The organism is Pseudomonas sp. MH9.2 (assembly GCF_034353875.1).
GTDB lineage: Bacteria > Pseudomonadota > Gammaproteobacteria > Pseudomonadales > Pseudomonadaceae > Aquipseudomonas.
Genome location: NZ_CP133784.1, coordinates 2,742,473 through 2,764,982, shown reverse-complemented (window position 1 = coordinate 2,764,982; position 22,510 = coordinate 2,742,473). Strand labels below are relative to the sequence as shown.

The 22,510-nt window shown below is 59.1% G+C and carries 20 protein-coding genes; 9 read left to right on the top strand and 11 right to left on the bottom strand.

Annotated elements, in window-relative coordinates; all coding sequences use genetic code 11:
- The first annotated feature begins 12 nt into the window (after window positions 1-12).
- From RHM55_RS13010 to fdhA, 5 genes are all read left to right on the top strand, one after another.
- Window positions 13-327, top strand: a complete 315-nt coding sequence (locus RHM55_RS13010) for a sarcosine oxidase subunit delta (protein WP_219064047.1) — start codon at window positions 13-15, stop codon at window positions 325-327.
- Window positions 324-3,341, top strand: coding sequence for a sarcosine oxidase subunit alpha (locus tag RHM55_RS13005; RefSeq protein WP_322182632.1), 3,018 nt, complete (start codon window positions 324-326; stop codon window positions 3,339-3,341). Before RHM55_RS13010 ends, RHM55_RS13005 begins: the two co-directional genes overlap by 4 nt.
- Before the next feature lie 62 nt (window positions 3,342-3,403).
- Window positions 3,404-4,036, top strand: coding sequence for a sarcosine oxidase subunit gamma (locus tag RHM55_RS13000; RefSeq protein WP_322182630.1), 633 nt, complete (start codon window positions 3,404-3,406; stop codon window positions 4,034-4,036).
- Between the two features lie 87 nt (window positions 4,037-4,123).
- Window positions 4,124-4,981: a formyltetrahydrofolate deformylase gene (purU, locus tag RHM55_RS12995; protein WP_322182628.1), complete on the top strand. Its 858-nt coding sequence runs from the start codon at window positions 4,124-4,126 to the stop codon at window positions 4,979-4,981.
- 79 nt (window positions 4,982-5,060) lie between these two features.
- The gene (fdhA, locus tag RHM55_RS12990; protein WP_219064051.1) at window positions 5,061-6,260 is read left to right on the top strand and encodes a formaldehyde dehydrogenase, glutathione-independent; all 1,200 of its coding nucleotides are present in this window, start codon (window positions 5,061-5,063) and stop codon (window positions 6,258-6,260) included.
- Between the two features lie 77 nt (window positions 6,261-6,337).
- On the opposite strand, the gene RHM55_RS12985 is transcribed toward fdhA, so the two are convergent.
- Both RHM55_RS12985 and RHM55_RS12980 read right to left on the bottom strand, forming a co-directional pair.
- Window positions 6,338-7,012: an anti-sigma factor domain-containing protein gene (locus RHM55_RS12985; RefSeq protein ID WP_322182624.1), complete on the bottom strand. Its 675-nt coding sequence runs from the start codon at window positions 7,010-7,012 to the stop codon at window positions 6,338-6,340.
- On the bottom strand, window positions 7,009-7,647 hold the full coding sequence (locus RHM55_RS12980; RefSeq protein WP_407074605.1) for a sigma-70 family RNA polymerase sigma factor: 639 nt from the start codon (window positions 7,645-7,647) through the stop codon (window positions 7,009-7,011). Before RHM55_RS12980 ends, RHM55_RS12985 begins: the two co-directional genes overlap by 4 nt.
- A gap of 172 nt (window positions 7,648-7,819) precedes the next feature.
- On the opposite strand from RHM55_RS12980, the gene RHM55_RS12975 reads away from it, so the two are divergent.
- Both RHM55_RS12975 and RHM55_RS12970 read left to right on the top strand, forming a co-directional pair.
- A complete protein-coding gene (locus tag RHM55_RS12975) occupies window positions 7,820-8,365 on the top strand; it encodes a DUF2780 domain-containing protein (protein ID WP_322182622.1) in 546 nt (181 codons plus the stop codon).
- Window positions 8,366-8,503: 138 nt separating this feature from the next.
- On the top strand, window positions 8,504-9,001 hold the full coding sequence (locus RHM55_RS12970) for an ATP-dependent zinc protease (protein ID WP_322182620.1): 498 nt from the start codon (window positions 8,504-8,506) through the stop codon (window positions 8,999-9,001).
- 65 nt (window positions 9,002-9,066) lie between these two features.
- Here the strand turns inward: RHM55_RS12970 and RHM55_RS12965 are convergent, their stop codons facing one another.
- The 3 genes from RHM55_RS12965 to RHM55_RS12955 form a co-directional block, all read right to left on the bottom strand.
- Window positions 9,067-9,696 (bottom strand): glutathione S-transferase, encoded by a 630-nt coding sequence (locus tag RHM55_RS12965; RefSeq protein ID WP_322182618.1) that lies wholly within the window; start codon window positions 9,694-9,696, stop codon window positions 9,067-9,069.
- Window positions 9,697-9,916: 220 nt separating this feature from the next.
- Window positions 9,917-10,624 carry a 3'-5' exonuclease gene (locus RHM55_RS12960; RefSeq protein ID WP_322182907.1) on the bottom strand — a complete coding sequence of 236 codons (708 nt, stop codon included), beginning with the start codon at window positions 10,622-10,624 and terminating at the stop codon, window positions 9,917-9,919.
- Between the two features lie 2 nt (window positions 10,625-10,626).
- Window positions 10,627-12,561: a putative nucleotidyltransferase substrate binding domain-containing protein gene (locus RHM55_RS12955; RefSeq protein ID WP_322182616.1), complete on the bottom strand. Its 1,935-nt coding sequence runs from the start codon at window positions 12,559-12,561 to the stop codon at window positions 10,627-10,629.
- Between the two features lie 262 nt (window positions 12,562-12,823).
- On the opposite strand from RHM55_RS12955, the gene RHM55_RS12950 reads away from it, so the two are divergent.
- A complete protein-coding gene (locus tag RHM55_RS12950; RefSeq protein ID WP_322182613.1) occupies window positions 12,824-13,270 on the top strand; it encodes a response regulator in 447 nt (148 codons plus the stop codon).
- 115 nt (window positions 13,271-13,385) lie between these two features.
- Here RHM55_RS12950 and RHM55_RS12945 read toward each other — a convergent pair whose 3' ends face one another.
- On the bottom strand, window positions 13,386-15,563 hold the full coding sequence (locus tag RHM55_RS12945) for a malate synthase G (protein WP_322182611.1): 2,178 nt from the start codon (window positions 15,561-15,563) through the stop codon (window positions 13,386-13,388).
- Window positions 15,564-16,042: 479 nt separating this feature from the next.
- On the opposite strand from RHM55_RS12945, the gene RHM55_RS12940 reads away from it, so the two are divergent.
- Window positions 16,043-16,561: a glycine cleavage system protein R gene (locus RHM55_RS12940; RefSeq protein ID WP_322182609.1), complete on the top strand. Its 519-nt coding sequence runs from the start codon at window positions 16,043-16,045 to the stop codon at window positions 16,559-16,561.
- A 236-nt stretch (window positions 16,562-16,797) separates the two neighbouring features.
- Here the strand turns inward: RHM55_RS12940 and rarD are convergent, their stop codons facing one another.
- From rarD to RHM55_RS12915, 5 genes are all read right to left on the bottom strand, one after another.
- Window positions 16,798-17,679, bottom strand: coding sequence for an EamA family transporter RarD (gene rarD, locus RHM55_RS12935; protein WP_322182607.1), 882 nt, complete (start codon window positions 17,677-17,679; stop codon window positions 16,798-16,800).
- A 97-nt stretch (window positions 17,680-17,776) separates the two neighbouring features.
- On the bottom strand, window positions 17,777-18,751 hold the full coding sequence (locus RHM55_RS12930) for a serine/threonine protein kinase (protein WP_322182605.1): 975 nt from the start codon (window positions 18,749-18,751) through the stop codon (window positions 17,777-17,779).
- 105 nt (window positions 18,752-18,856) lie between these two features.
- On the bottom strand, window positions 18,857-20,764 hold the full coding sequence (locus RHM55_RS12925; RefSeq protein WP_322182603.1) for a PhoX family phosphatase: 1,908 nt from the start codon (window positions 20,762-20,764) through the stop codon (window positions 18,857-18,859).
- An 81-nt stretch (window positions 20,765-20,845) separates the two neighbouring features.
- Window positions 20,846-21,610, bottom strand: coding sequence for a TOBE domain-containing protein (locus RHM55_RS12920; RefSeq protein ID WP_322182601.1), 765 nt, complete (start codon window positions 21,608-21,610; stop codon window positions 20,846-20,848).
- An 80-nt stretch (window positions 21,611-21,690) separates the two neighbouring features.
- On the bottom strand, window positions 21,691-22,425 hold the full coding sequence (locus RHM55_RS12915; protein ID WP_322182599.1) for a ComF family protein: 735 nt from the start codon (window positions 22,423-22,425) through the stop codon (window positions 21,691-21,693).
- Window positions 22,426-22,510: the final 85 nt, after the last annotated feature.

Below are 22,510 nucleotides of genomic sequence, written 5' to 3'. Positions count from 1 at the left end.
GGAGAAATACCTATGTTGCACATCTTCTGTCCTCACTGTGGCGAACTGCGCTCCGAAGAGGAATTCCACGCGTCGGGCCAGGCTCATATCCCGCGTCCGCTGGACCCGAACGCCTGCACCGATGAGCAGTGGGGCGATTACATGTTCTTCCGCGACAACCCGCGTGGGCTGCACCATGAACTGTGGAATCACGCTGCCGGTTGCCGTCAGTACTTCAACGCCACGCGTGACACCGTGACGTACGAGATTCTCGAAACCTACCCGATTGGCGCCAAGCCGCAATTCACGGCTAAAGCCGCCAGTACGCGTGCGGGAGACAAGGTATGAGCCAGAATAATCGACTGCCCAACGGCGGCCGTATCGACCGTAGCAAGGTGCTGAATTTCACCTTCAACGGTCAGCAGTATCAAGGTTTTGAAGGCGACAGCCTGGCCGCAGCATTGCTGGCCAATGGCGTCGACATCATTGGCCGCAGCTTCAAGTATTCGCGTCCTCGCGGGATTTTCGCGGCAGGTTCCGAAGAGCCGAACGCGGTGTTGCAGATCGGTGCCACTGAAGCGACCCAGATTCCTAACGTGCGAGCCACGCAACAAGCGCTGTATCAAGGTCTGGTCGCTACCAGCACCAACGGCTGGCCGAGCGTAAACACCGACGTGATGGGGATTCTTGGCAAGGTCGGTGGCAAGCTGATGCCGCCGGGCTTCTACTACAAAACCTTCATGTACCCACAATCGTTCTGGATGACCTACGAGAAGTACATCCGTAAGGCGGCGGGCCTTGGTCGCTCGCCTACCGAGAACGACCCGGACAGCTATGACGCGATGAACCAGCACTGCGACGTGCTGATCGTCGGCGCCGGCCCTGCTGGCCTGGCCGCAGCCCTGGCTGCCGGTCGCAGCGGTGCGCGGGTGATTCTGGCGGATGAGCAGGAAGAGTTTGGCGGCAGTCTGCTGGACAGCCGTGAAAGCCTGGATGGCAAACCGGCGGCCGAGTGGGTTGCCACCGTGCTGGCCGAGCTGAAAAAAATGCCGGAAGTGACCTTGCTGCCACGGGCGACGGTGAACGGCTATCACGATCATAATTTCCTGACCATTCACGAGCGTCTGGCCGATCACCTCGGTGACCGCGCGCCGATTGGTCAAGTGCGTCAGCGTATGCACCGGGTTCGCGCCAAGCGCGTGGTGTTGGCGACCGGTACTCACGAACGTCCGCTGGTGTATGGCAACAACGATGTGCCGGGCAACATGCTCGCGGGGTCCATTTCCACCTACGTCCGCCGTTATGGTGTGGCGCCTGGCAAAAAACTGGTGCTGTCGACCAACAACGATCATGCCTACCGCGTAGCGCTGGACTGGCTCGATGCCAGCCTGCAAGTGGTGGCAATCGCTGATGCCCGGAGCAATCCGCGTGGCGCACTGGTTGAAGAAGCACGGGCCAAAGGGATTCGTATCCTGACCTCCAGCGCCGTTGTCGAAGCGCGTGGCAGCAAGCATGTAACCGCTGCCCGCATTGCGGCCATCGACGTCAAAGGCCATCGCGTTACCAGCCCCGGCGAATGGCTCGATTGCGATCTGGTAGGCAGCTCTGGCGGCTATAGCCCTATCGTGCATTTGGCGTCCCACTTGGGCGGCAAGCCGATCTGGCGTGAAGACATCCTCGGTTTCGTACCGGGCGAAGCGCCGCAAAAGCGCGTCTGCGTCGGTGGCATAAACGGTGTGTACGGACTGGCTGATGCCTTGGCCGATGGTTTCGAGGGCGGCGCTCGCGCAGCCAACGAAGCAGGCTTTAGGGTGGTCGAAGGCGTCTTGCCAAAAGCACTGACCCGCCATGAAGAAGCGACTCTGGCACTGTTCCAGGTGCCGCATGAAAAAGCCACCGCACGGGCGCCGAAGCAATTCGTCGACCTGCAGAACGACGTCACCGCTGCCGCCATCGAACTGGCGACCCGCGAGGGCTTCGAGTCGGTCGAGCACGTCAAACGCTACACAGCGCTGGGCTTCGGCACCGATCAAGGCAAGCTCGGCAACGTCAACGGTCTGGCGATTGCCGCCCGTTCGCTGAAGATGTCGATCACCGACATGGGCACCACCATGTTCCGCCCGAACTACACGCCCGTTACCTTCGGCGCTGTAGCGGGTCGTCATTGCGGGCACATTTTCGAGCCGGTGCGCTTCACCGCGCTGCATGCCTGGCACGTTAAGAACGGTGCCGAGTTTGAAGACGTCGGCCAGTGGAAGCGGCCTTGGTACTTCCCGAAAAATGGCGAAGACCTGCACGCCGCCGTCAGCCGTGAATGCAAAGCCGTGCGTGCCAGCGTTGGCCTGCTCGATGCCTCCACACTGGGCAAAATCGACATTCAAGGTCCGGATGCACGTGAGTTTCTCAACCGTATCTACAGCAACGCCTGGACCAAGCTCGATGTGGGCAAGGCGCGTTACGGCCTGATGTGTAAAGAAGACGGGATGGTCTTCGACGATGGCGTGACCGCCTGTATCGCCGATAACCACTTCCTGATGACCACCACCACCGGTGGCGCTGCACGCGTGCTGCAATGGCTGGAAATCTATCAACAGACCGAATGGCCAGACCTGAAGGTGTACTTCACGTCCGTCACTGACCATTGGGCAACCCTGACCTTATCCGGCCCTAACAGCCGCAAGCTGCTCAGCGAAGTCACGGCCATCGACCTGGGCAAGGACGCTTTCCCGTTCATGACCTGGAAAGAAGGTCTGGTGGGTGGTGTGCCGGCTCGGGTGTTCCGTATCTCCTTTACCGGTGAGCTGTCGTACGAGGTCAACATCCAGGCTGACTACGCCATGGGTGTGCTGGAAAAAATCGTCGCAGCGGGCAAGCAGTACAACCTGACGCCGTACGGCACTGAAACCATGCACGTCCTGCGGGCCGAGAAGGGTTTCATTATTGTCGGTCAGGACACCGATGGCTCGATGACCCCTGACGACCTGAACATGGGCTGGTGTGTTGGCCGGACCAAACCGTTCTCGTGGCTCGGCTGGCGTGGCATGAACCGCGAAGACTGTGTGCGTGATCAACGTAAGCAGCTGGTTGGTCTGAAACCGATCGATCCGACCAAATGGCTGCCTGAAGGGGCGCAGTTGGTATTCGACACCAAACAGTCGATTCCGATGAGCATGGTCGGGCACGTGACCTCCAGTTACACCAACGGCTCACTGGGTTATTCGTTCGCGCTGGGCGTGGTCAAAGGCGGCCTGAAACGCATGGGCGAACGGGTGTTCGCACCGTTGGTCGATGGCACCGTGATCGAGGCCGAAATCGTGTCTTCGGTGTTCTTCGATCCGAAGGGTGAGCAGCAGAACGTCTAGCGATTCACCGCTCCTACACATTGGTGTTTCGGCAACACAACAGAATTCAGGACAGGTGCTCTATGACCATAGCCAACGTTTACCAACAGCGGCCAACGACCGGCGAAAAGGCCGAGTCGCCGCTGTTCCACGCCGACCTCAATAGCCTGGTTGGCAAAGGCCGCAACAACCCTGGCGTGACCTTGCGCGAGAAGAAGCTGCTGGGCCATCTGACCCTGCGTGGCGACGGCAAAGACCCGGCGTTCGTGGCCGGTGTCGCCAAGGCGCTGGGCATGGAATTGCCGGTTGCGCTGACTGTCGTTGCCAACGGCGACAGCTCACTGCAATGGCTGGGCCCGGATGAATGGCTGCTGATCGTCCCGAGTGGCGAAGAGCTGGCGACCGAACAGCGTCTGCGTGCAGCACTGGATGGGCTGCACATCGCCGTGGTCAACGTCAGCGGCGGGCAAACTCTGCTGGAACTGACCGGGCCCAAGGTTCGCGAACTGCTGATGAAATCCACCAGCTACGATGTGCACCCGAACAACTTCCCGGTGGGTAAAGCCATCGGCACGGTGTTCGCCAAGTCGCAATTGGTGATTCGCCGCACGGGTGAAGAGACCTGGGAATTGCTGATCCGCCGCTCGTTCTCCGACTACTGGTGGCTGTGGTTGCAAGACGCCAGCGCTGAGTACGGGTTGAGCATCAAGGCCTGACGCAATTCCTGTAGGAGCGGACTTGTCCGCGAAAGCGTCGGTCCCTGCAAAGAGGTTTCAACAGTACCAACAAGGAGTCACCGCCAGATGAGCCGCGCCCCCGATACATGGATTCTGACTGCCGACTGTCCGAGCGTTTTAGGCACGGTGGACGCGGTGACTCGCTATTTGTTCGAGCAGAGCTGTTACGTCACCGAGCACCATTCCTTCGATGATCGACTGTCGAGCCGGTTCTTTATCCGCGTCGAGTTTCGTCAGCCGGAGGGTTTCGATGAACAAGCTTTCCGGGTGGGCCTGGCCGCACGCGGTGCAGCCTTCGGTATGGTCTTCGAGCTGACTGCGCCCAACTATCGGCCCAAAGTGGTGATCATGGTCTCCAAGGCCGATCACTGCCTGAACGATCTGCTCTATCGCCAACGCATCGGCCAGTTGTCCATGGACGTGGTGGCGGTGATCTCCAACCACCCGGATCTGGAACCGCTGGCGCGCTGGCATGAGGTTCCTTATTACCACTTCGCCCTCGACCCCAATGACAAGCCAGCGCAGGAGCGTCAGGTCTGGCAAGTGATTCAGGAGTCCGGTGCAGAGCTGGTGATTCTTGCCCGCTACATGCAGGTGTTGTCACCCGAGCTGTGCCGTCGTCTCGACGGTTGGGCGATCAACATTCATCACTCATTGCTGCCCGGCTTCAAGGGCGCAAAACCCTACCATCAGGCTTACAACAAGGGCGTGAAACTGGTCGGTGCAACGGCGCATTACATCAACAACGACCTCGACGAAGGCCCGATCATTGCCCAGGGCGTCGAAGCGGTCGATCACAGCCACTACCCCGAAGACCTGATCGCCAAAGGCCGGGATGTCGAGGCCCAGACGTTGGCGAGGGCAGTGGGTTATCACATCGAGCGGCGCGTGTTCTTGAACGCGAATCGCACGGTGGTTCTTTAGTACCGAGGTGCTGCGAAGACGGCACCACAGACAACATCAATTCAACGCTCCATTAAAAAAATAACAGCGAGGTGAAAGCATGTCTGGTAATCGTGGTGTGGTGTATCTCGGCGGCGGCAAGGTCGAAGTACAAACAATTCCTTTCCCGAAAATGCAAAACCCACAAGGCAAACGCATTGATCACGGTGTGATCCTGCGTGTGGTGTCGACCAACATCTGCGGCTCGGACCAACACATGGTACGCGGCCGTACCACGGCACAGACCGGTCTGGTACTGGGCCATGAAATCACCGGCGAAGTGATCGAAGCCGGTCGCGATGTTGAAAACCTCAAGGTCGGTGATCTGGTTTCCGTGCCGTTCAACGTGGCGTGCGGTCGTTGCCGCAGCTGTAAAGAGCAAAACACCGGCGTGTGCCTGACCGTCAACCCGGCGCGTCCGGGCGGTGCTTACGGTTATGTCGACATGGGTGACTGGGTCGGCGGCCAGGCTGAATATGTGTTGGTACCGTATGCCGACTTCAACCTGCTGAAACTCCCGGACCGCGACGCGGCGATGGAAAAAATCCGCGACCTGACCTGTCTCTCCGACATTCTGCCGACCGGTTATCACGGCGCAGTGACGGCAGGTGTTGGCCCAGGCAGCACCGTGTATGTTGCGGGCGCGGGCCCTGTGGGTCTGGCCGCTGCTGCTTCTGCGCGCTTGCTCGGCGCTGCGGTAGTGATCATCGGCGACGTCAACCCGGTTCGCTTGATTCACGCCAAGGCTCAAGGCTTCGAAGTCGCCGACCTGTCGCTGGACACACCACTGCACGAGCAAATCGCTGCGCTGCTGGGCGAACCGGAAGTGGACTGTGCTATCGACGCCGTAGGCTTCGAAGCCCGTGGTCACGGTCATGACGGTGTGAAACACGAAGCACCGGCTACGGTTCTGAACTCACTGATGGGTGTGGTCCGCGTTGCAGGCAAAATCGGTATTCCGGGCCTGTACGTCACCGAAGATCCAGGCGCAGTCGACGCTGCCGCGAAAATGGGCAGCTTGAGCATCCGCCTGGGTCTGGGCTGGGCTAAATCCCACAGTTTCCACACCGGCCAAACCCCTGTCATGAAATACAACCGCCAACTGATGCAAGCCATCATGTGGGACCGGATCAAAATCGCAGACATCGTCGGCGTCGAAGTCATCAGCCTCGACGAAGCTCCTCGCGGTTACGGCGAGTTCGATGCCGGCGTACCGAAGAAGTTTGTGATTGATCCGCACAAGTTGTTCAGTGCTGCTTAAGTTTGTTTCATAAATAGAAAGGGCGACTTTATGTCGCCCTTTCTATTTATGAATTCAGACCCCACAGCGTGTTCTGATCAAAGCCCCGCCAATGCCCCTTTGTACAACACCGGCCCAGTAGGTTGTCCGGTGGGTGAGCCGCCTTCGGGTTCCAGGCTGACGGCCAGAGTGACAGGTGCAACGAGCAGTTTTTGTTGGCTTTCGCTCAGGATGATCCGGCCTTTGCCGTGTGCGGGCAACAGGCCGAGGGAGACCGGTTTTCCATCTGCCGGGATGGCCCACAGCTCCAGGCTGCGCCCCGTTTCGACGGAAGGCAGGGCCAGGGGCGCGACGTTCAGATAGTGGCTGTAGGCCTGAACACTGATCGCGGGTTGCTGATTGACCGCCATCAGTGTGGCGCTGTAGTTGAGGGTGTCGCGGTTGTAGAGGACGCCCGCGATGATTGCGACGACGAGTGAGCAGGCGACGGCGGTCACGCGCAGCCAGTTCCAGAACGGACGTTTGGCCGGGATGTGCAGTTTTTGCGGGTCGATCCGGGCCTCGATGGCGTGCCAGACGTGGTCGGGCACTGGGTGTTCTGGCAGTGGGGCGGTGAGCGTGGCAAGGGTGGTCTGCCACTGCGCCAGTTCGGCGCGCAAGCCTGGATCGTCCAGCAGCAGGTGTTCGAATCGGCGGCGCGCGGTAAGCGGCATCAAGCCAATGGCATAGTCGGCGGCGAGGGCGCGGCGTAGAGCAGGTTGTTGGTAATTCATGATTCAAGGCACCTGCGCAGGCGCTCCATGCCTCGGCGAATCCAGGACTTTACTGAACCGAGCGGCGCCGCCAATTGCATGGCCAGATCGGCATAGGACACCCCCTGGAAATAAGCAGTGACGATCGATGTGCGCTGCATGCCTTCAAGCATATCCAGGCAGTGCTGCAACGCCTGTGCTTCACGTTGACTGTCGAGTTGTTCGTGGGCACTCGGGCTGTCGTCGAAGAGTATGTCTGCTTGTTCTTCGGTGAGCGGTACTTCACGGTGTTTGCGCAACTGGTCAATGGCCTGATTGCGGGTGATGCTGATCATCCACGTCATCGGTGCCGACAGATTGCCGTCGTAACGCGAGGCGTTGTGCCAGATGCGCACAAAGCTTTCCTGCAACACTTCTTCGGCCAGATCACTACGGTTCATGCAACGCAGGGCGACAGCGAACAGGCGTTTTGAAACCCGTCGATAGAGATTTTCAAAAGCTTGCCGGTTACCGAGTGTGCATTCAGCCAGCAGTTGCCGGAGTTCATCGGCGTCGTCAGAGGAAATAGTGGTTCTCCAGACAAGGTGAAGAGGTGCGCTGTGCAGTTTGCCAAGTCCATGGCAGGGTAGTCCAGATTGAGCCGCTGTTCCATCCACCCAGGAGCTCTCTTTCTTGTCGATGGAGAAGCGGGGATGCCCAATCAGGCAGCCCGGCTCAAGGGTGTTTTAACCGGACGGCGCAAGGGAACAATCAGGCTTATGTTGTGGTCCAACTGTTCAGTTTTATGCCGGCAATTCGCCGGACTCCATGGCTGACGAGGTTGTTTGTATGAAGGTTTCACGCGGTTTTGCACTGGCTACGCTAATGACTTTGGCGGCGAACTCGGTCTTCGCTTTCAATCTGAGTGATGCGGCCAACGTGGTTTCAGGAGCTGCCGGGGGCAATCAGAACGTCGCGCCTACGCCTCAAACGACCGATTTGCTCAGTACCTTGGGAACGCTCAACGTGACCCCTGAACAAGCCGTCGGCGGTACCGGCGCGTTATTGGGCCTGGCCAAGAATAAATTGAGCGGCAACGACTATTCACAGCTGACCAAGTCTGTCCCGGGTCTGGATCAATTGTCCGGTGCTGGCGCGTTGGGCAGTTTGGGCAGTTTGGGCGGTCTGATGGGAAACTCGGGTGGTTCGGCGGTGACCGGCGCGCTGGGCAACGTCAAGAGCATGGCGGACGTCAACTCGGCGTTCGGTGCGCTGGGCATGGACAGCAGTATGGTGGGCCAGTTCGCCCCGTTGATCCTGCAATACCTGGGTCAGCAAGGCGCCAGCGGTTCAGCGCTGCAAAGCTTGGGTAGCCTGTGGAATGTCGGTAGCTGAGTCACCCGTTTGACGCATCGTCGTGCAAGGCGACGGTGCGTACGTTGTCTCTGTTTACGAATGTTTCACGTGCGGGTATCTATGCTGGCGGCACGTAATTACTGCGAACAGGCTTCATCCATTTAGAGGAATCCCTACGTGAAATCAATCCTGGCCCTGTTGTCTCTGCTGGCCCTCCCTGTGATGGCCGCTGAGCCAACGTTGTACGGTCGCTACGAATACATCGGGGTACCGGAAATCGGTGAAACCCTCCAGGCGAAAATGGACACGGGCGCCCTGACTGCGTCGCTGTCGGCCAAGGACATCGAGATGTTCAAACGGGATGGCGCAGACTGGGTGCGCTTCCGCCTCGCGACCAAAGGTGCCAGCGACAAGGTCTACGAGCACAAGGTCGCGCGGATCAGCAAGATCAAGACCCGCTCCGAGGAAGATGACGAAGAAAGCGCCGATCCGAGCAAACGCCCGGTCGTCGATCTGGAACTGTGCCTGGGCAAGGTCAAGCGCACGGTCGAGGTCAACCTGACCGACCGCAGCAGCTTCAATTATCCGCTGCTGATCGGTGCCAAGGCCCTTCGTGAATTCGGTGCCGCAGTCAATCCGGCGCGTCGTTATACCGCAGACAAACCTGATTGCTGATCTGCGGCTGAGACCCTTTCGCGAAGACGGCGTGGCAGGCGTCGCCCGTCTCTGCACATAAAACCTTAAACCGGCGGCTGCGTGCTCTGCATTGATGGCCGCTGGCTGACGTCGGCAAACCAGTTGGCCAGCTGTGGGCAGCTGTTGCGCCAGTCCAGATCAGGTTGACGGAAATCCAGATAGCCCAGGGCGGCAGCGACGCTGATGGCGGCGATGTCGAAATGCGAACTGAGTTCGGCGATTGCGTTCTGTTCGAAATACGCCAGGGAGCGGCGGATTTTTTCGGCTTGGTTGTCCAGCCACAGGTCCCAGTGTTTCTCCGGCGGCCGCAGGGCGGTTTCATACCGAATCAGCAGCGCCGCATCGAGCAGCGCGTCGGCCAGAGATGCCAGGGTCAAACGTCTCCAGCGCGCCGAGCCTTCACGCGGAATCAGTGGATTGCCGACATGCTGGGTGTCGAGGTATTCGAGAATCACCCGGCTGTCATGAATCACATTGCCGTCAGCCAAACGCAGCGCCGGCAACTTGCCAGCCGGATTGTCCTGATTGAGCGCTGCGTCCGGACTGACAGGGCTGACCTGCGTCGGCAGCAACGCCACTCGATCAAGTTGCCCGGTCTCGTGCAGCAGGATCAGCACTTTGCGCGCAAAGGGCGATGCCAGGTTGTAGAACAAGGTCATGCTGGGAACGGACATGGGAATTCCTCGGATGAGACAGGAGCCTAGACTAATCAGCGTGTGGATTGTCCGCAATGACGATCCGTCAACGCGCCAACAATCCCCCGCGCACTAACACTAAGGCGTATCGGCACTCCATCCCGACCCAAGACAACATGTTCCACCCACTGTCGCGCAGATCGGCGTCACCACGCCAATCAGCTCACTTTGGGGGCTTTGGACTGAATACCAACGGCACTTAAAACGAATGAGTTTCCTGGCGTTTGCGCCAGTGGCTCAATTGTTGGTCGAGGCTTGCCGGGCTGTCGATTTGTTGGCGGCGGGCGTAGCTGAACAGAATCAGCGCCAACTCGGCGGTGACCAATGCGTCGGCGCTGGCGTGATGACGTTCGCCGGCTTGCAGGCCGAAGAACGCGGTCCAGGCGTCCAGCCCACCCTTACGAATGTGCGCCTGAGGGCAAAGCATCGGCGCCATCTCGGCGACATCGAAAAAGCTGTGCTGCAAGCGATAACCGAGGCTGTCTTTCAAGGCGCGGCCGAGCATGTGCCGGTCAAACGCCGCATGAAACGCCATTATCGGGCTACTGCCGACGAACTCCATCAGGTCCAGAAGGGCATCAGCCGGGTCGCAGCCGGCGGCAATGGCGCTGGGGCCCAGACCGTGAATCAACACGCTGGGGCTGACCTTGTGATCCGAGCGCAGCAAGGTCCGCTCGAACTGTTGAGAAAGGTCGATGGCACCGTCCTCGATCACCACCGCGCCAATCGACAGCACTTGATCACGGTTCAGGTTCAATCCCGTGGTTTCCAGGTCCAGGACCACCCAGCGTTGTTGGCGCAGCGGACTCTTGTTGAGCGCGGCACAGGGCAGTAGCTGCTCCAGCCGTTGCTGTTGGTGTGCGTTCAAGTGAGGGGCGTGCGGGCGTAGCCAACCGAATAGATTCAGATTCATAGCTGATAACGCAGCGTCAGGCTGCTTTGCAGGCGTTGGGCCTGGCGCAGCGACTCACGCAGAATTCGTCGGTCCAGGTGGTTGAGAATGTCCGGGTCGACCCGGTTGGAGTACGGCTGATTTTGCCGGCTTTGCATTTGATGTTGCTGCATGCGGGTTTGCTGAATGAAGTGATAGGCCTCTTCATAGGCGGCACCGTCGAGCGGTTCGATCACACCTTTGGCGACCAATTGACGAAAGCGTTCCAAGGTGTTGCTGGCTTCGATGCCATTGGACAAGGCCAATAGGCGGGCGCCGTCGACAAAGGGGGTCAGACCCTGGACTTTAAGGTCAAGCGTGGCTTTTTCACCGCCTTTGCGCGCGAGCACGAAGTCACGGAAGCGCCCCACGGGCGGCTGATGACGAAGCGCATTTTCGGCCATCATGCGCTGGAACAGGCGGTTGTCGGCAATTTGATCAAGAATTTCCTGGCGCAGTTGATCGGCGCCTTGCTCATTGCCCCACACCACCCGCAAGTCGAAATAAATCGTCGAGGCCAGCAGGTTTTCAGGTGTAGCCTCGCGAATGAACGCGCTGAAGCGCCGTGACCATTCCGCGCGGGACAGGCACAGGTCCGGGTTGCCGGCCATGATGTTGCCCTTGCACAGGGTAAATCCGCACTGCGCCAGGCTTTGGTTGATCTGTTGCGCCAGAGGCAATAACTTCCCACGGATTTCAGCCGCGTGTGCGGCGTCGCGGGCTTCGAACAGGATGCCGTTGTCCTGGTCGGTGAGCAGCGTCTGTTCGCGACGGCCTTCACTGCCGAAGCACAGCCAGGTGAACGCGATGCCGGGGTCGCCTTTTTCTGCCAGCGTCAGCTCGATGACCCTGGACACCGTGTGGTCGTTGAGCAGGGTGATAATCTGGGTAATCTGGGTCGACGAGGCTCCGTGGGCAAGCATGCGGTCGACCAATTGCACGATTTCCCCGCGCAGGTTGACCAGGCTTTCAATGCGTGGGGCGGTGCGGATGGTCCGTGCCAAATGCACCAGGTCCACGCGTTGCAAAGAGAACAAGTCGCGCTCGGACACCACGCCGCACAAGCGCTTGTCCTTGACCAGGCAAACGTGGGCGATATGCCGTTCGGTCATAGCGATGGCGGCATCGAAGGCGGTGGCATCGGGGCTGAGAAAAAATGGCGACTGAGTCATTCGCTGTTCGATGGGTAGGCCCAAGTCCTCAACGCCATCGGCCACCACTTGGCGCAAATCACGCAGGGTAAAGATGCCCAGCGGTGTCTTGCGCTCGTCGACAATCACGATGCTGCCCACTTGCTGATCGTGCATCAGCTTGACTGCCGCCCGCAAAGGCGTGTCATGGCTGCACGTCACGGGATGACGCATGGCCAATTCGCCGAGCCGCGTGTTCAACGAATACTGCATGCCGAGGGTCTCCACGGCGCGCTGTTGAACCTGTTGATTGACTTGGTCGAGCAGGCTGCTGACCCCGCGCAAGGCGAAATCACGGAAGGTGTTGGAGAGGGCAAACAGCTTGATGAAGGCGAGCTTGTTCAGTTGCAGGCAAAAGGTGTCTTCGGCCGCCAGATGCTCGGTGCGGGTAGCCCGCTCGCCCAGCAACGCCGCCAAGGGGAAGCATTCCCCGGTGGTGATCTCGAACGTAGTTTCGGTGCCACTCTTGACTGCATGAGGGCGTTCGCCGACCACGCGACCTTGCTTGACGATGTAAAAGTGCTCTACCGGTCCCTCACTGGGCTTGATGATGCTTTCGCCCGTCGCGTAAAAACGCAGTTGGCACTGTTCGACCAGATACGCGAGGTGAGCGTTTTCCATCTGATTGAACGGGGGGAATTTTTGCAAGAACTGAATCGTGCCCTGAATGTTCTGCAACACCGCCGTTTTGCCTGCCTGGGTGAAAGCATCCGCTTTGCTCATGACCACTACCGCACTTTTTTGTCGATTTTTATCGAATGGGTTTTAGAGGTTCATGGTCGGCCGCTTGCAGGGCAGTGCCCATTGGACGTAAGTCTAGGATCGCTGAAAAATGCTTAACTTAATCCAACGGGGTTCGCATAAATTGGCGCAGTGGTTATCGTGTGTTTCGCAGGTGAGCATGGACGTAAAAAGCCGACGAGACGTACCGCGAAATCAGGGCAATCCGCTGTCTGAGCAGGGCTTTGGATAGGAATGAGAGTGTATGCCTGACCTCGATATTTTGAGCGATGAAGAGCGCGAGGCCCTCAATCAGGTGATGCAAGCGCCTGATGAGCCTGCGCAACAGCGGGTGCTGATCGTCGATGATAATAAAGACGCGCGTGAGGTATTGGCCGAGATTCTCAGCCTCAATGGCATCAGGTGTCTCACAGCGGCCAGTGGCAATATGGCGTTGAACCTGCTGAACACCCGTGAATCCATCGGTTTGTTGATCACCGATCTGAAGATGGCGCCGTGCAGTGGGCTGGACTTGATTCGTCAGGTGCGTGAGTCCGAGCGTGCGGCGCTGCCGATCATCATTGTTTCCGGCGACGCCAACGTGAAAGACGCCATCGCGGCGATGCACTTGAGTGTGGTGGATTTTTTGCTCAAGCCGATCAATACCAAGCAGTTGCTGGCGTTGGTCAAGCGTGAGTTGAGGATGGAGTGAGAGGGGTATCAGGTAGAGCGAGTACAGCTATTCGCGAGTGAATTCGCTCCCACAGAAAATCGCGATTCCCTGTGGGAAGCGAATGCGGTGTGTCAGACACACCGCATTTTGCAGCTTACAGCCCGTTTTTTGCCTTGAACTCACGACGACGGCGATGCAACACCGGCTCGGTGTAACCGTTGGGCTGTTTAGTCCCTTCGATCACCAGCTCTACTGCGGCCTGGAACGCGATATTGCTATCGAAATCCGGGGCCAGCGGGCGATACAGCGGGTCGTTGGCATTCTGCCGGTCGACCACGGGTGCCATACGCTTGAGGGTTTCCAGCACCTGCGCTTCGCTGACGACGCCATGGCGCAACCAGTTGGCGATGTGTTGGCTGGAGATACGCAGCGTGGCACGGTCTTCCATCAGGCCGATGTCGTTGATGTCCGGCACTTTCGAGCAACCGACGCCTTGATCGATCCAGCGCACGACATAACCAAGGATGCCTTGGGCGTTGTTGTCCAGTTCGTTCTGGATCTCATCGGCCGTCCAGTTGGTGTTTGGCGCCAACGGGATGGTCAGGATGTCATCTATCGAGGCGCGACCGCGTTTGGCCAGTTCGGCCTGGCGGGCAAACACGTCAACCTTGTGGTAATGCAGCGCATGCAGCGCAGCAGCGGTCGGCGAAGGTACCCAAGCGGTGTTGGCGCCGGCCAGAGGGTGAGCGATTTTCTGTTCGAGCATCGCCGCCATCAGGTCAGGCATGGCCCACATGCCTTTACCGATTTGCGCACGACCTTGCAGGCCGCAGCTCAAACCGATATCGACGTTCCAGTTTTCGTAGGCAGCAATCCATTTCTCGGCTTTCATCTGTGCTTTACGCACGACTGGGCCTGCTTCCATGGAGGTGTGGATTTCGTCGCCGGTGCGGTCGAGGAAGCCGGTGTTGATGAACACCACGCGCTCACTGGCAGCCTTGATACAGGCCTTGAGGTTGACCGTGGTCCGACGCTCTTCGTCCATGATCCCGACTTTGAGCGTGTTGCGTGGCAGGTTCAGGACGCCTTCGATGCGCCCGAACAGCTCGTTGGTGAACGCCGCTTCTTCGGGGCCGTGCATTTTCGGTTTGACGATATAGACCGAACCGGTGCGGCTGTTTTTCAGCGTGCTTTTGCCGTTGAGGCTGTGGATCGCAGCAAGGCTGGTCATCAGACCGTCAAGAATACCTTCCGGAACTTCGTTGCCGTCTTTATCAAGAATGGCGTCGATGGTCATCAGGTGACCCACGTTCCGCACGAACAACAGCGAACGACCGTGCAGGCTCACTTCGCCGCCATTCGGTGCAGTGTAGGTGCGGTCGGGGTTCATGGTACGGGTGAATGTCTCGCCGCCCTTGGACACCTGTTCGGCCAGATCACCTTTCATCAGGCCCAGCCAGTTGCGGTACACCACCACTTTGTCATCAGCGTCGACGGCGGCGATCGAGTCTTCGCAGTCCATGATGGTGGTCAGCGCGGCTTCCATCAGCACGTCTTTGACGCCGGCTGCGTCGGTTTGGCCGACAGGGCTGGTGGCGTCGATCTGAATTTCGAAATGCAGACCGTTGTGCTTGAGCAAGATGGCGGTCGGTGCCTCAGCCTGACCGCGATAGCCGATCAGTTGCGCGTCGTCTTTGAGGCCGCTGTTGCTGCCGCCCTTGAGAGCGATGACCAGTTTGCCGTCAACGATTTTATAGCCGGTTGAGTCGACGTGCGAGCCAGCAGCCAGGGGCGCGGCTTCGTCGAGGAAGGCACGAGCGAAGGCAATGACCTTGTCGCCACGGACCTTGTTGTAGCCTTTGCCTTTTTCCGCACCGTCCGCTTCGCTGATGGCATCGGTGCCGTACAAAGCGTCGTACAGCGAACCCCAACGCGCATTCGAGGCGTTGAGGGCAAAGCGTGCGTTCATTACCGGCACAACGAGTTGCGGGCCGGCCATGCGGGCAATTTCATCGTCGACGTTTTGCGTCGTCAACTGGAAGTCCGCCGCTTCTGGCAGCAGATAACCTATTTCTTGCAGGAAGGCTTTATAAGCCGCAGCGTCGTGCGCAACGCCCTTGCGGGACTGGTGCCAGGCATCGATCTGCGCCTGGAAGTCATCACGCTTGGCGAGTAGGGCTTTGTTCTTCGGCGCGAGTTCATTGATGATTTTCTCTGCACCGACCCAGAACTTCGCGGCGTCGAGGCCGGTTCCAGGGATGGCTTCGTTATTCACGAAGTCGAACAGGACTTGGGCGACCTGCAGGCCACCGACTTGAACGTGTTCAGTCATTGCTTGCCTCACTCTGCTCAGCTATTCAGCTTTCTAATAAAGTCCTTGGCGTGCTCATCAAACCCCGTGCGCCAGAACATGCCATCGCTGGCGGCTGGGCTCGACCCATGCTGCTCGCACAACCGTGTGCAGCAAGGAACTACGGGTTTGTAAACGCGCCTTGGCAGACATCAATCCAATGTTATGTAGTGCTCGCTGCGGCATACTACATGATGAGTTGCGGTTGTGAAAATCAGACTAAATACGTCATTGAACGACCCGTAGTCTTGTGCGGGTCACTCCGAGGGACAGAATATTCTAAAAAAGCCTCAGGATTGTTCCAGGTGATTCTAAAACCGGCACACGATCTGCCCTTTAAATAAACCGATGATCCCTTGATGACCAAAGCGCATCCGCAGGCGTTGCCTATACTTGTCCGACAGCTCTGAAAACCCTGATTTATCGGGGCCTGGGCCCATGCAGAATAAGAGGAACCGACCGTGGATCATCTCGTACTCACTGTTTTTGCGCCTGATCAGCCAGGCCAGGTTGAGCGGATCGCCCAATGTATCGCCGAGCATGGCGGCAACTGGCTGGAAAGCCGTATGTCTCGGATGGCCGGGCAATTTGCCGGAATATTAAGAGTGGCTGTGTCTGCAGAAGGCTACGATGAGCTGGTGGTTGCCTTACAGGGCCTGTCGGCGCACGGCATTCAGGTATTGATTGCACAAGGTGGAATAGAGCAGTCCTGCACCTGGAAGCCGATCGCGATGGAGTTGGTTGGCAATGATCGCCCCGGCATCGTGCGTGACATCACGCGCTTGCTCGCTGAACAGGGCGTTAACCTCGAACGATTGATAACCGATGTCAGGCCGGCACCGATGAGCAGCGAGCCGCTGTTTCACGCCGAGGCAATTCTGGCTGTGCCGCTGACCTTGTCCCTGGATGTGCTGCAGAAACGTCTGGAGAATCTGGCGGATGATTTGATGGTCGAGTTGGTGCTTCGAGCAGAGGTTTGACGCACAGAGGGCAAAAAAGGTTATCCAAGTTATACGTGCACCTGCCTGTGGATAACCTGGGGAGACAGCGCTGCGGCCCATAGCCATCAAGGCTTTGCTGGAACTGATCAAAAAACCAACAGTTTCAATGGCTTGTGCACAAATAAGTTGAATGAGGCTGTGGATAACCTCTGGAGAGATCGCTGCAAGCCACGGCTGTCGTGGCGTGCAGGGATTTGTACGTTTTTCGATCAGTTTCAGCGGCGTGAACGCAGCCATATATCAACGCTGTACACCGCCAGTCCAGCCCAGATAAACGCAAACGTCAGCAGCGTACTGGCCGCCAAGTGCTCGCCATACACCAGAACCGCCAGCGACAGGACCAGAGTGGGCGCGATGTATTGCAGGAAGCCCAGCGTGGTGTACGGCAAATGACGCGCCGCTGCGTTGAAGCAGATCAGCGGCATGACCGTGATCGGTCCTGCGGCCGCCAGCCACCAGGCCTGAGAGGTCGTCCAGAAACTGGCTTGAGCGCTGACCGCCATTGGATTGAGCAACAACCAGCCAATCGCCAGAGGGACCAGTAACCAGGTTTCCACCACCAGGCCCGGCAATGCCGCCACGGGCGCTTTTTTGCGGATCAGTCCGTAGAAACCGAAGGTCAGTGCCAGCACCAACGACACCCACGGCAGACTGCCGACCTGCCAGACCTGCTGCGCGACCCCGACGGCGGCCAAGCCGACGGCCAGCCATTGCAGGGGCCGCAGACGTTCGCCCAAGAGCAACATGCCGAGCAACACGTTCACCAGCGGATTGATGTAATAACCGAGGCTGGCTTCAACCATGCGTCCGTTATTCACCGCCCACACATACGTCAGCCAGTTGGCCGCGATCAGGGAACCGCTGAGCGCCAGAATCGCCAGACGGCGAGGGTTGTCGCGCAACTCACGCCACCACCCAGGGTGCTTCCAGACCAGCAGCAACAGCGAGCCGCACAGCGCGGACCAGAGCACGCGGTGAACAATGATTTCAATGGAGGGGACGGCCGCGATGGCTTTGAAATAAAGCGGAAACAGTCCCCAGGTGATGTAGGCGATAAGGCCCAGAATATACCCGCGACGCGGGTTGGCGACTTGCATGCATGTTCCTTAGGCAGCTAATTATTAGGGTGTCTGCCGTCACCGGGCGCCACTTGGAGGGTGTGGTACCCGTTCTTCAGGTTAAAGGTCCGGCGAGTCAGAACAGCTTCAACGGCTCTTCATTGAGCGCCGACATTTGTTCGCGCAAAGCGAGGATCTGGTCACCCCAATAACGTTCGGTGCCAAACCAAGGGAAGCTGTGCGGGAAGGCCGGATCGTCCCAGCGCCGCGCCAGCCATGCGCTGTAGTGCATCAGACGCAGCGCACGCAACGGCTCGATCAACGCCAGTTCACGGGGGTTGAAGTCATGGAATTCGCCGTAGCCGTCCATCAGTTCCGAGAGTTGGCTCAGGCGCTCCTGGCGATCCCCGGCCAGCATCATCCAGATGTCCTGCGCCGCTGGACCCATGCGGCAGTCATCGAGGTCGACGATGTGGAACATCTCATCGCGACACATCATGTTGCCAGGGTGGCAATCGCCGTGCATGCGGATGTTGGTGTGTGGCGTGGCGGCGTACACGTCTTCGACGCGCTTGAGCAGGTCGCGGGCGACGGACTCATAAGCCGGCAGCAGGCTGCGCGGGACGCAGTTGTTTTCCAGCAGATACGTCAGCGAATCGTGGCCGAAATTCTTCACGCCCAAAGCTTCGCGGTGCTCGAAGGGCTTGGTTGCACCCACGGCATGGATACGGCCGAGCAGTTGGCCCAGGCGATACAGTTGATCCAGGTTGCCCGGCTCCGGCGCCCGCCCGCCACGGCGCGGAAACAAGGTGAAACGGAAGCCGGCATGTTCGTGCAGGGTTTTGCCGTTGTGCACCATCGGCGCCACCACGGGAATATCCACCGCTGCCAGTTCGAAGGTAAAGCTGTGTTCTTCGAGGATGGCTTCGTTGGTCCAGCGGTGTGGTCGATAGAACTTGGCGATCAGCGGCTGGCCGTCTTCGATGCCGACTTGATAGACGCGGTTCTCATAACTGTTCAGCGCCAGAATGCGGGCGTCGCTGAGAAAACCAATGCTTTCGACAGCGTCGAGTACCAGATCGGGCGTGAGTGTTGCAAACGGGTGTGCCATGCTTACTCCTGCGCGCAGCAGGCTGCCGCGTCGGGCCAGTCATGGTAGCGCAACGCGGATGGTTTGCGGCGACGGCGATGGTGCAGGGGCGCGCTTGCCCGCGATTCAGGCACCGACGATCCCTCCGTCGTCCCGTGTGATGACCATCACCGAGGAGCGCGGTTTGCCGTTGGGCAGGTGTTCCGGGAAGGTCGAACCGCCGTTTTCACCGGGATGCTGGATACCGACGAACAAGGCTCGCTGGTCCGGGGCGAAGCTGATGCCGGTGACTTCGCAGCCCACCGGGCCGACCATGAAACGGCGGATCTCGCCGCTGTCCGGGTCGGCGCACAGCATTTGGTTGTTGCCCATGCCGGCAAAGTCTCCGGTGTTGCTCACATCGCCATCGGTCAGAATCCACAACCGCCCGGCGTCATCGAACCCAAGCCCATCCGGGCTGTTGAACATGTTTGCCGGGGTGATGTTACTTGAGCCGCCTTTCGGTGTACCGGCGTGGACGCTCGGGTTGCCAGCGATCAGGAACAAGTCCCAGGCGAACGTCATAGCGGCCGGATTGCCAGCGCTTTCATGCCAGCGCAGGATTTGCCCATACTGATTTTTTGCCCGCGGATTTGGACCTCCGACTGGCTGGCCGTCATCGCCGCGTTTTGCGTTATTGGTCAGCGTGCAATACACCTGGCCATCCTTTGGGCTGACCACGATCCACTCCGGACGGTCCATGCGCGTGGCGTTCACCACGCTGGCTGCCAGGCGCGCATGGATGAGTACTTCAGCCTGGTTGGCGAAACCACTGGCCGTATCGATGCCATTCTTGCCATGAGTCAGTTCGATCCACTGACCCTGTCCTCTAGGGTGATCGGGGTTGCTGTCGCCGCCATCGAAGCGCGCCGCATACAAGGTGCCGTGGTCGAGCAGGTCGCGATTGGCTTTGGGGTTCTGGTGATCGATCCTGTCGCGGCTGATGAACTTGTAAATGAACTCGCCACGCTCATCGTCGCCCATGTACACCACCGCGCGGCCATCCCTGGTTTCGGTTAGTGCGGCGTTTTCATGCTTGAAACGGCCCAGCGCGGTGCGTTTGATCGGCGTCGATGCCGGATCGAACGGGTCTATCTCGACCACCCAGCCATGCCGGTTGATCTCGTTGGGGGTCTTTGCCAGGTCGAAGCGAGGGTCGTGTGGGTGCCAGTTGATGTCTTTGCTGGCGGCCACGACACCGTAGCGTTTGAGCCCGGCGTCGAACACCTGTTCGGGATTGCTGCTGCCGAAACAATCGGTGAAGTTTTCTTCACAGGTCAGGTACGTGCCCCAGGGTGTTTTACCGTTGGCGCAGTTCTGGAAAGTGCCAAGCACGTGTTCGCCGCTGCTGTCAGCCGCCGTTTTCAGCCAGGCATGACCCGCTGCGGGGCCGCTCAGGCGGATCGGCGAATTACCGTGAATACGCCGGTTATAAGGCGAACCCTGAACGAATCGCCATTGCTCGCCCTCGCGCCGCACTTCGATGACCGACACGCCTTCACTGGCCAGGGCCTTGTGCACGTCGTCGGCGGATTGTGGGTCTTGGCCGTGATCGAACAGGTAGCGATAGTGAGTGTATTCATTGTTGATCGCCATCAACGCGCGGTGATCGTTTTCCTTGCCGGGAAACGGAAACAGACTCATGCCATCGTTGTTGTCGCCGAACTGGGCTTCTTGCGCCTTGGCGCTGCCTTTGCCGCTGGGGTCGAACGCGGGGCCATCGGTGTGCAGTGGCTGGCCCCAACTGATCAGGACCGAAGCTTTATAACCGGGCGGCAGGCTGATGCTGTCCTGGGTGGAGGCGGGGATACTGGCGAAGCCGAGGAGCGTGCTCGATGCTGCGCTGACGCTGGTGGCCAATGCGCTGCGGCTCAGCAGGTTGCCGCCCAGAAACATCGCCGCACCGCACAGGGCGCCCGCACCGATGAAGCGACGTCGACTCAGACCTATCAGCTGTTCAAGGTCGGTGGGCTGGTTGTCTTCTAATAGGCTCATGACGGGCTCCCTGCTTGGTTTGGCAGTCACCTTAGTAAGCCCACATGACGTTTATGTGTCGGTTTCGAGGTTCAGCGGTCGTTACAACGGCGTACCCAGCAGCACGCAGGACGGTGCGAACTGCGCGCGAACTGAGGCGCCTTTTTCCAGTCGCAGTGCGGAGAGCTGCGTGGGCTCGGCCAAAGAGCAAAGTGTCTGTCCGCTGGGCAATGAGATACGAACCTCACTGGGCCCGTCTTCTGCGTCGAGAATGTCTTCAATCTTTCCCGTCAAGCAATTGTGGCCGGATGTTACGGGCTGTCCGTCGCCGAGCAGCTCCAGCCATCCGGCCTTGATCAGTGCCACGACGTCGGTGCCAATCTTCAGTTCGAGCCTCAGGGTGCTTTCATGGGTGATTTGCGCATCGATGAACAGGTCGTCAGCCAGTTGCAGGCGCACCCGGTCGTTATGGCCCTGGCGAGTGATGGTTTCGATGCGACCGTGCAGTTGATTGCGCGCGCTGGTGCGCAGCATCAAACGGCTGAGCAAATCCAGATCAGCGGTTTCCTCAGTCGCTTCCAGTACCTGAGACTGCAACGCCTGCAAGCGCTGATAGAGACGCAGCACGCGCAGGCCCTCTACCGACAACTGCGCGCCGCCACCGCCACGTCCGCCGACGTTGCGCACAACCAAGGGTTCTTTCGCGAGGTTGTTCAGCTCGTCAATGGCGTCCCACGCCGCCTTGTAACTCATGCCGGCGCTTTTCGCTGCGCGGGTGATCGAACCTTGCTCGGCGATGTGCTGCAGCAGGGCAATACGCTGCGGGCGGCGGACCATGTGTTGGGTCAGGAGGAGGGGCAGGGGCATGGTGGCGGACTTTAGTGTGAGGCTTGGAGTGTAAGGCAATTCATGGCGTCGTCCCACGCGCTTGCATGAGGTATGTCCACTCAATCCTCAGGCTTGGGCGTGCGCGCCAGGCAATAGACATCGACCCTGCAGGCGCCGGCATCCATCAATAGCCGGGCAAGGGCATTGGCGGTAGCGCCGGTGGTCAGTACGTCATCGACCACCGCGAAATGACGGTCCTTTATCTGAGCGCTGTCAGCCAATGCAAAGGCCTTGCGCAGATTTTGTTTGCGGGCTTTAGCGTCGAGTCCTTGCTGAGCCGGCGTTTCCAGTACCCGGAGCAACAGGCGCTCGTCCATCGGAATGTCTACTTGAGCACCGAGCCAGCGGGCCAGCATCGCGGCTTGGTTGTAGCCGCGCTGGCGCAGGCGCTTGCTGGCCAACGGCACTGGCAGCAGGCAATCCGGGCGTGGCAGGCCTTCGGCGAAGCGATAGTGCAGCGATTGCCCAAGCAATTCAGCGAGCAAGCGACCCATGGGCCATTTACCCTGATGCTTGAACCGTGTGACCAGGCTGTCGATGGGGAAGTCATAACGCCAGGGCACCACCACTTCACTGAAGGCCGGCGGGTGCCGCAGGCATTGGCCGCATGTCAGGCCAGCCATCGGCATGGGCAGGGCGCAGCGCTCGCATTGATCGCCGAGCCAGGGTAGATCGGTTTCACAGCCGGTGCAGATGGGGAAAATCGCGTCTGTGGTTTCGTCGCACAGCAAACACGATTGTTTACTTTTTAACCAGATGTAAACCTGAAACGTGCTCGGTGGTTGACAGCGCATGGCTCTTCCTTAAATATGCCGAACATCCGTGTTGCGCCTGTGGGCTTTCGGTTTTGACCCGCCGCACAGGCAATAGCCAAAGAAC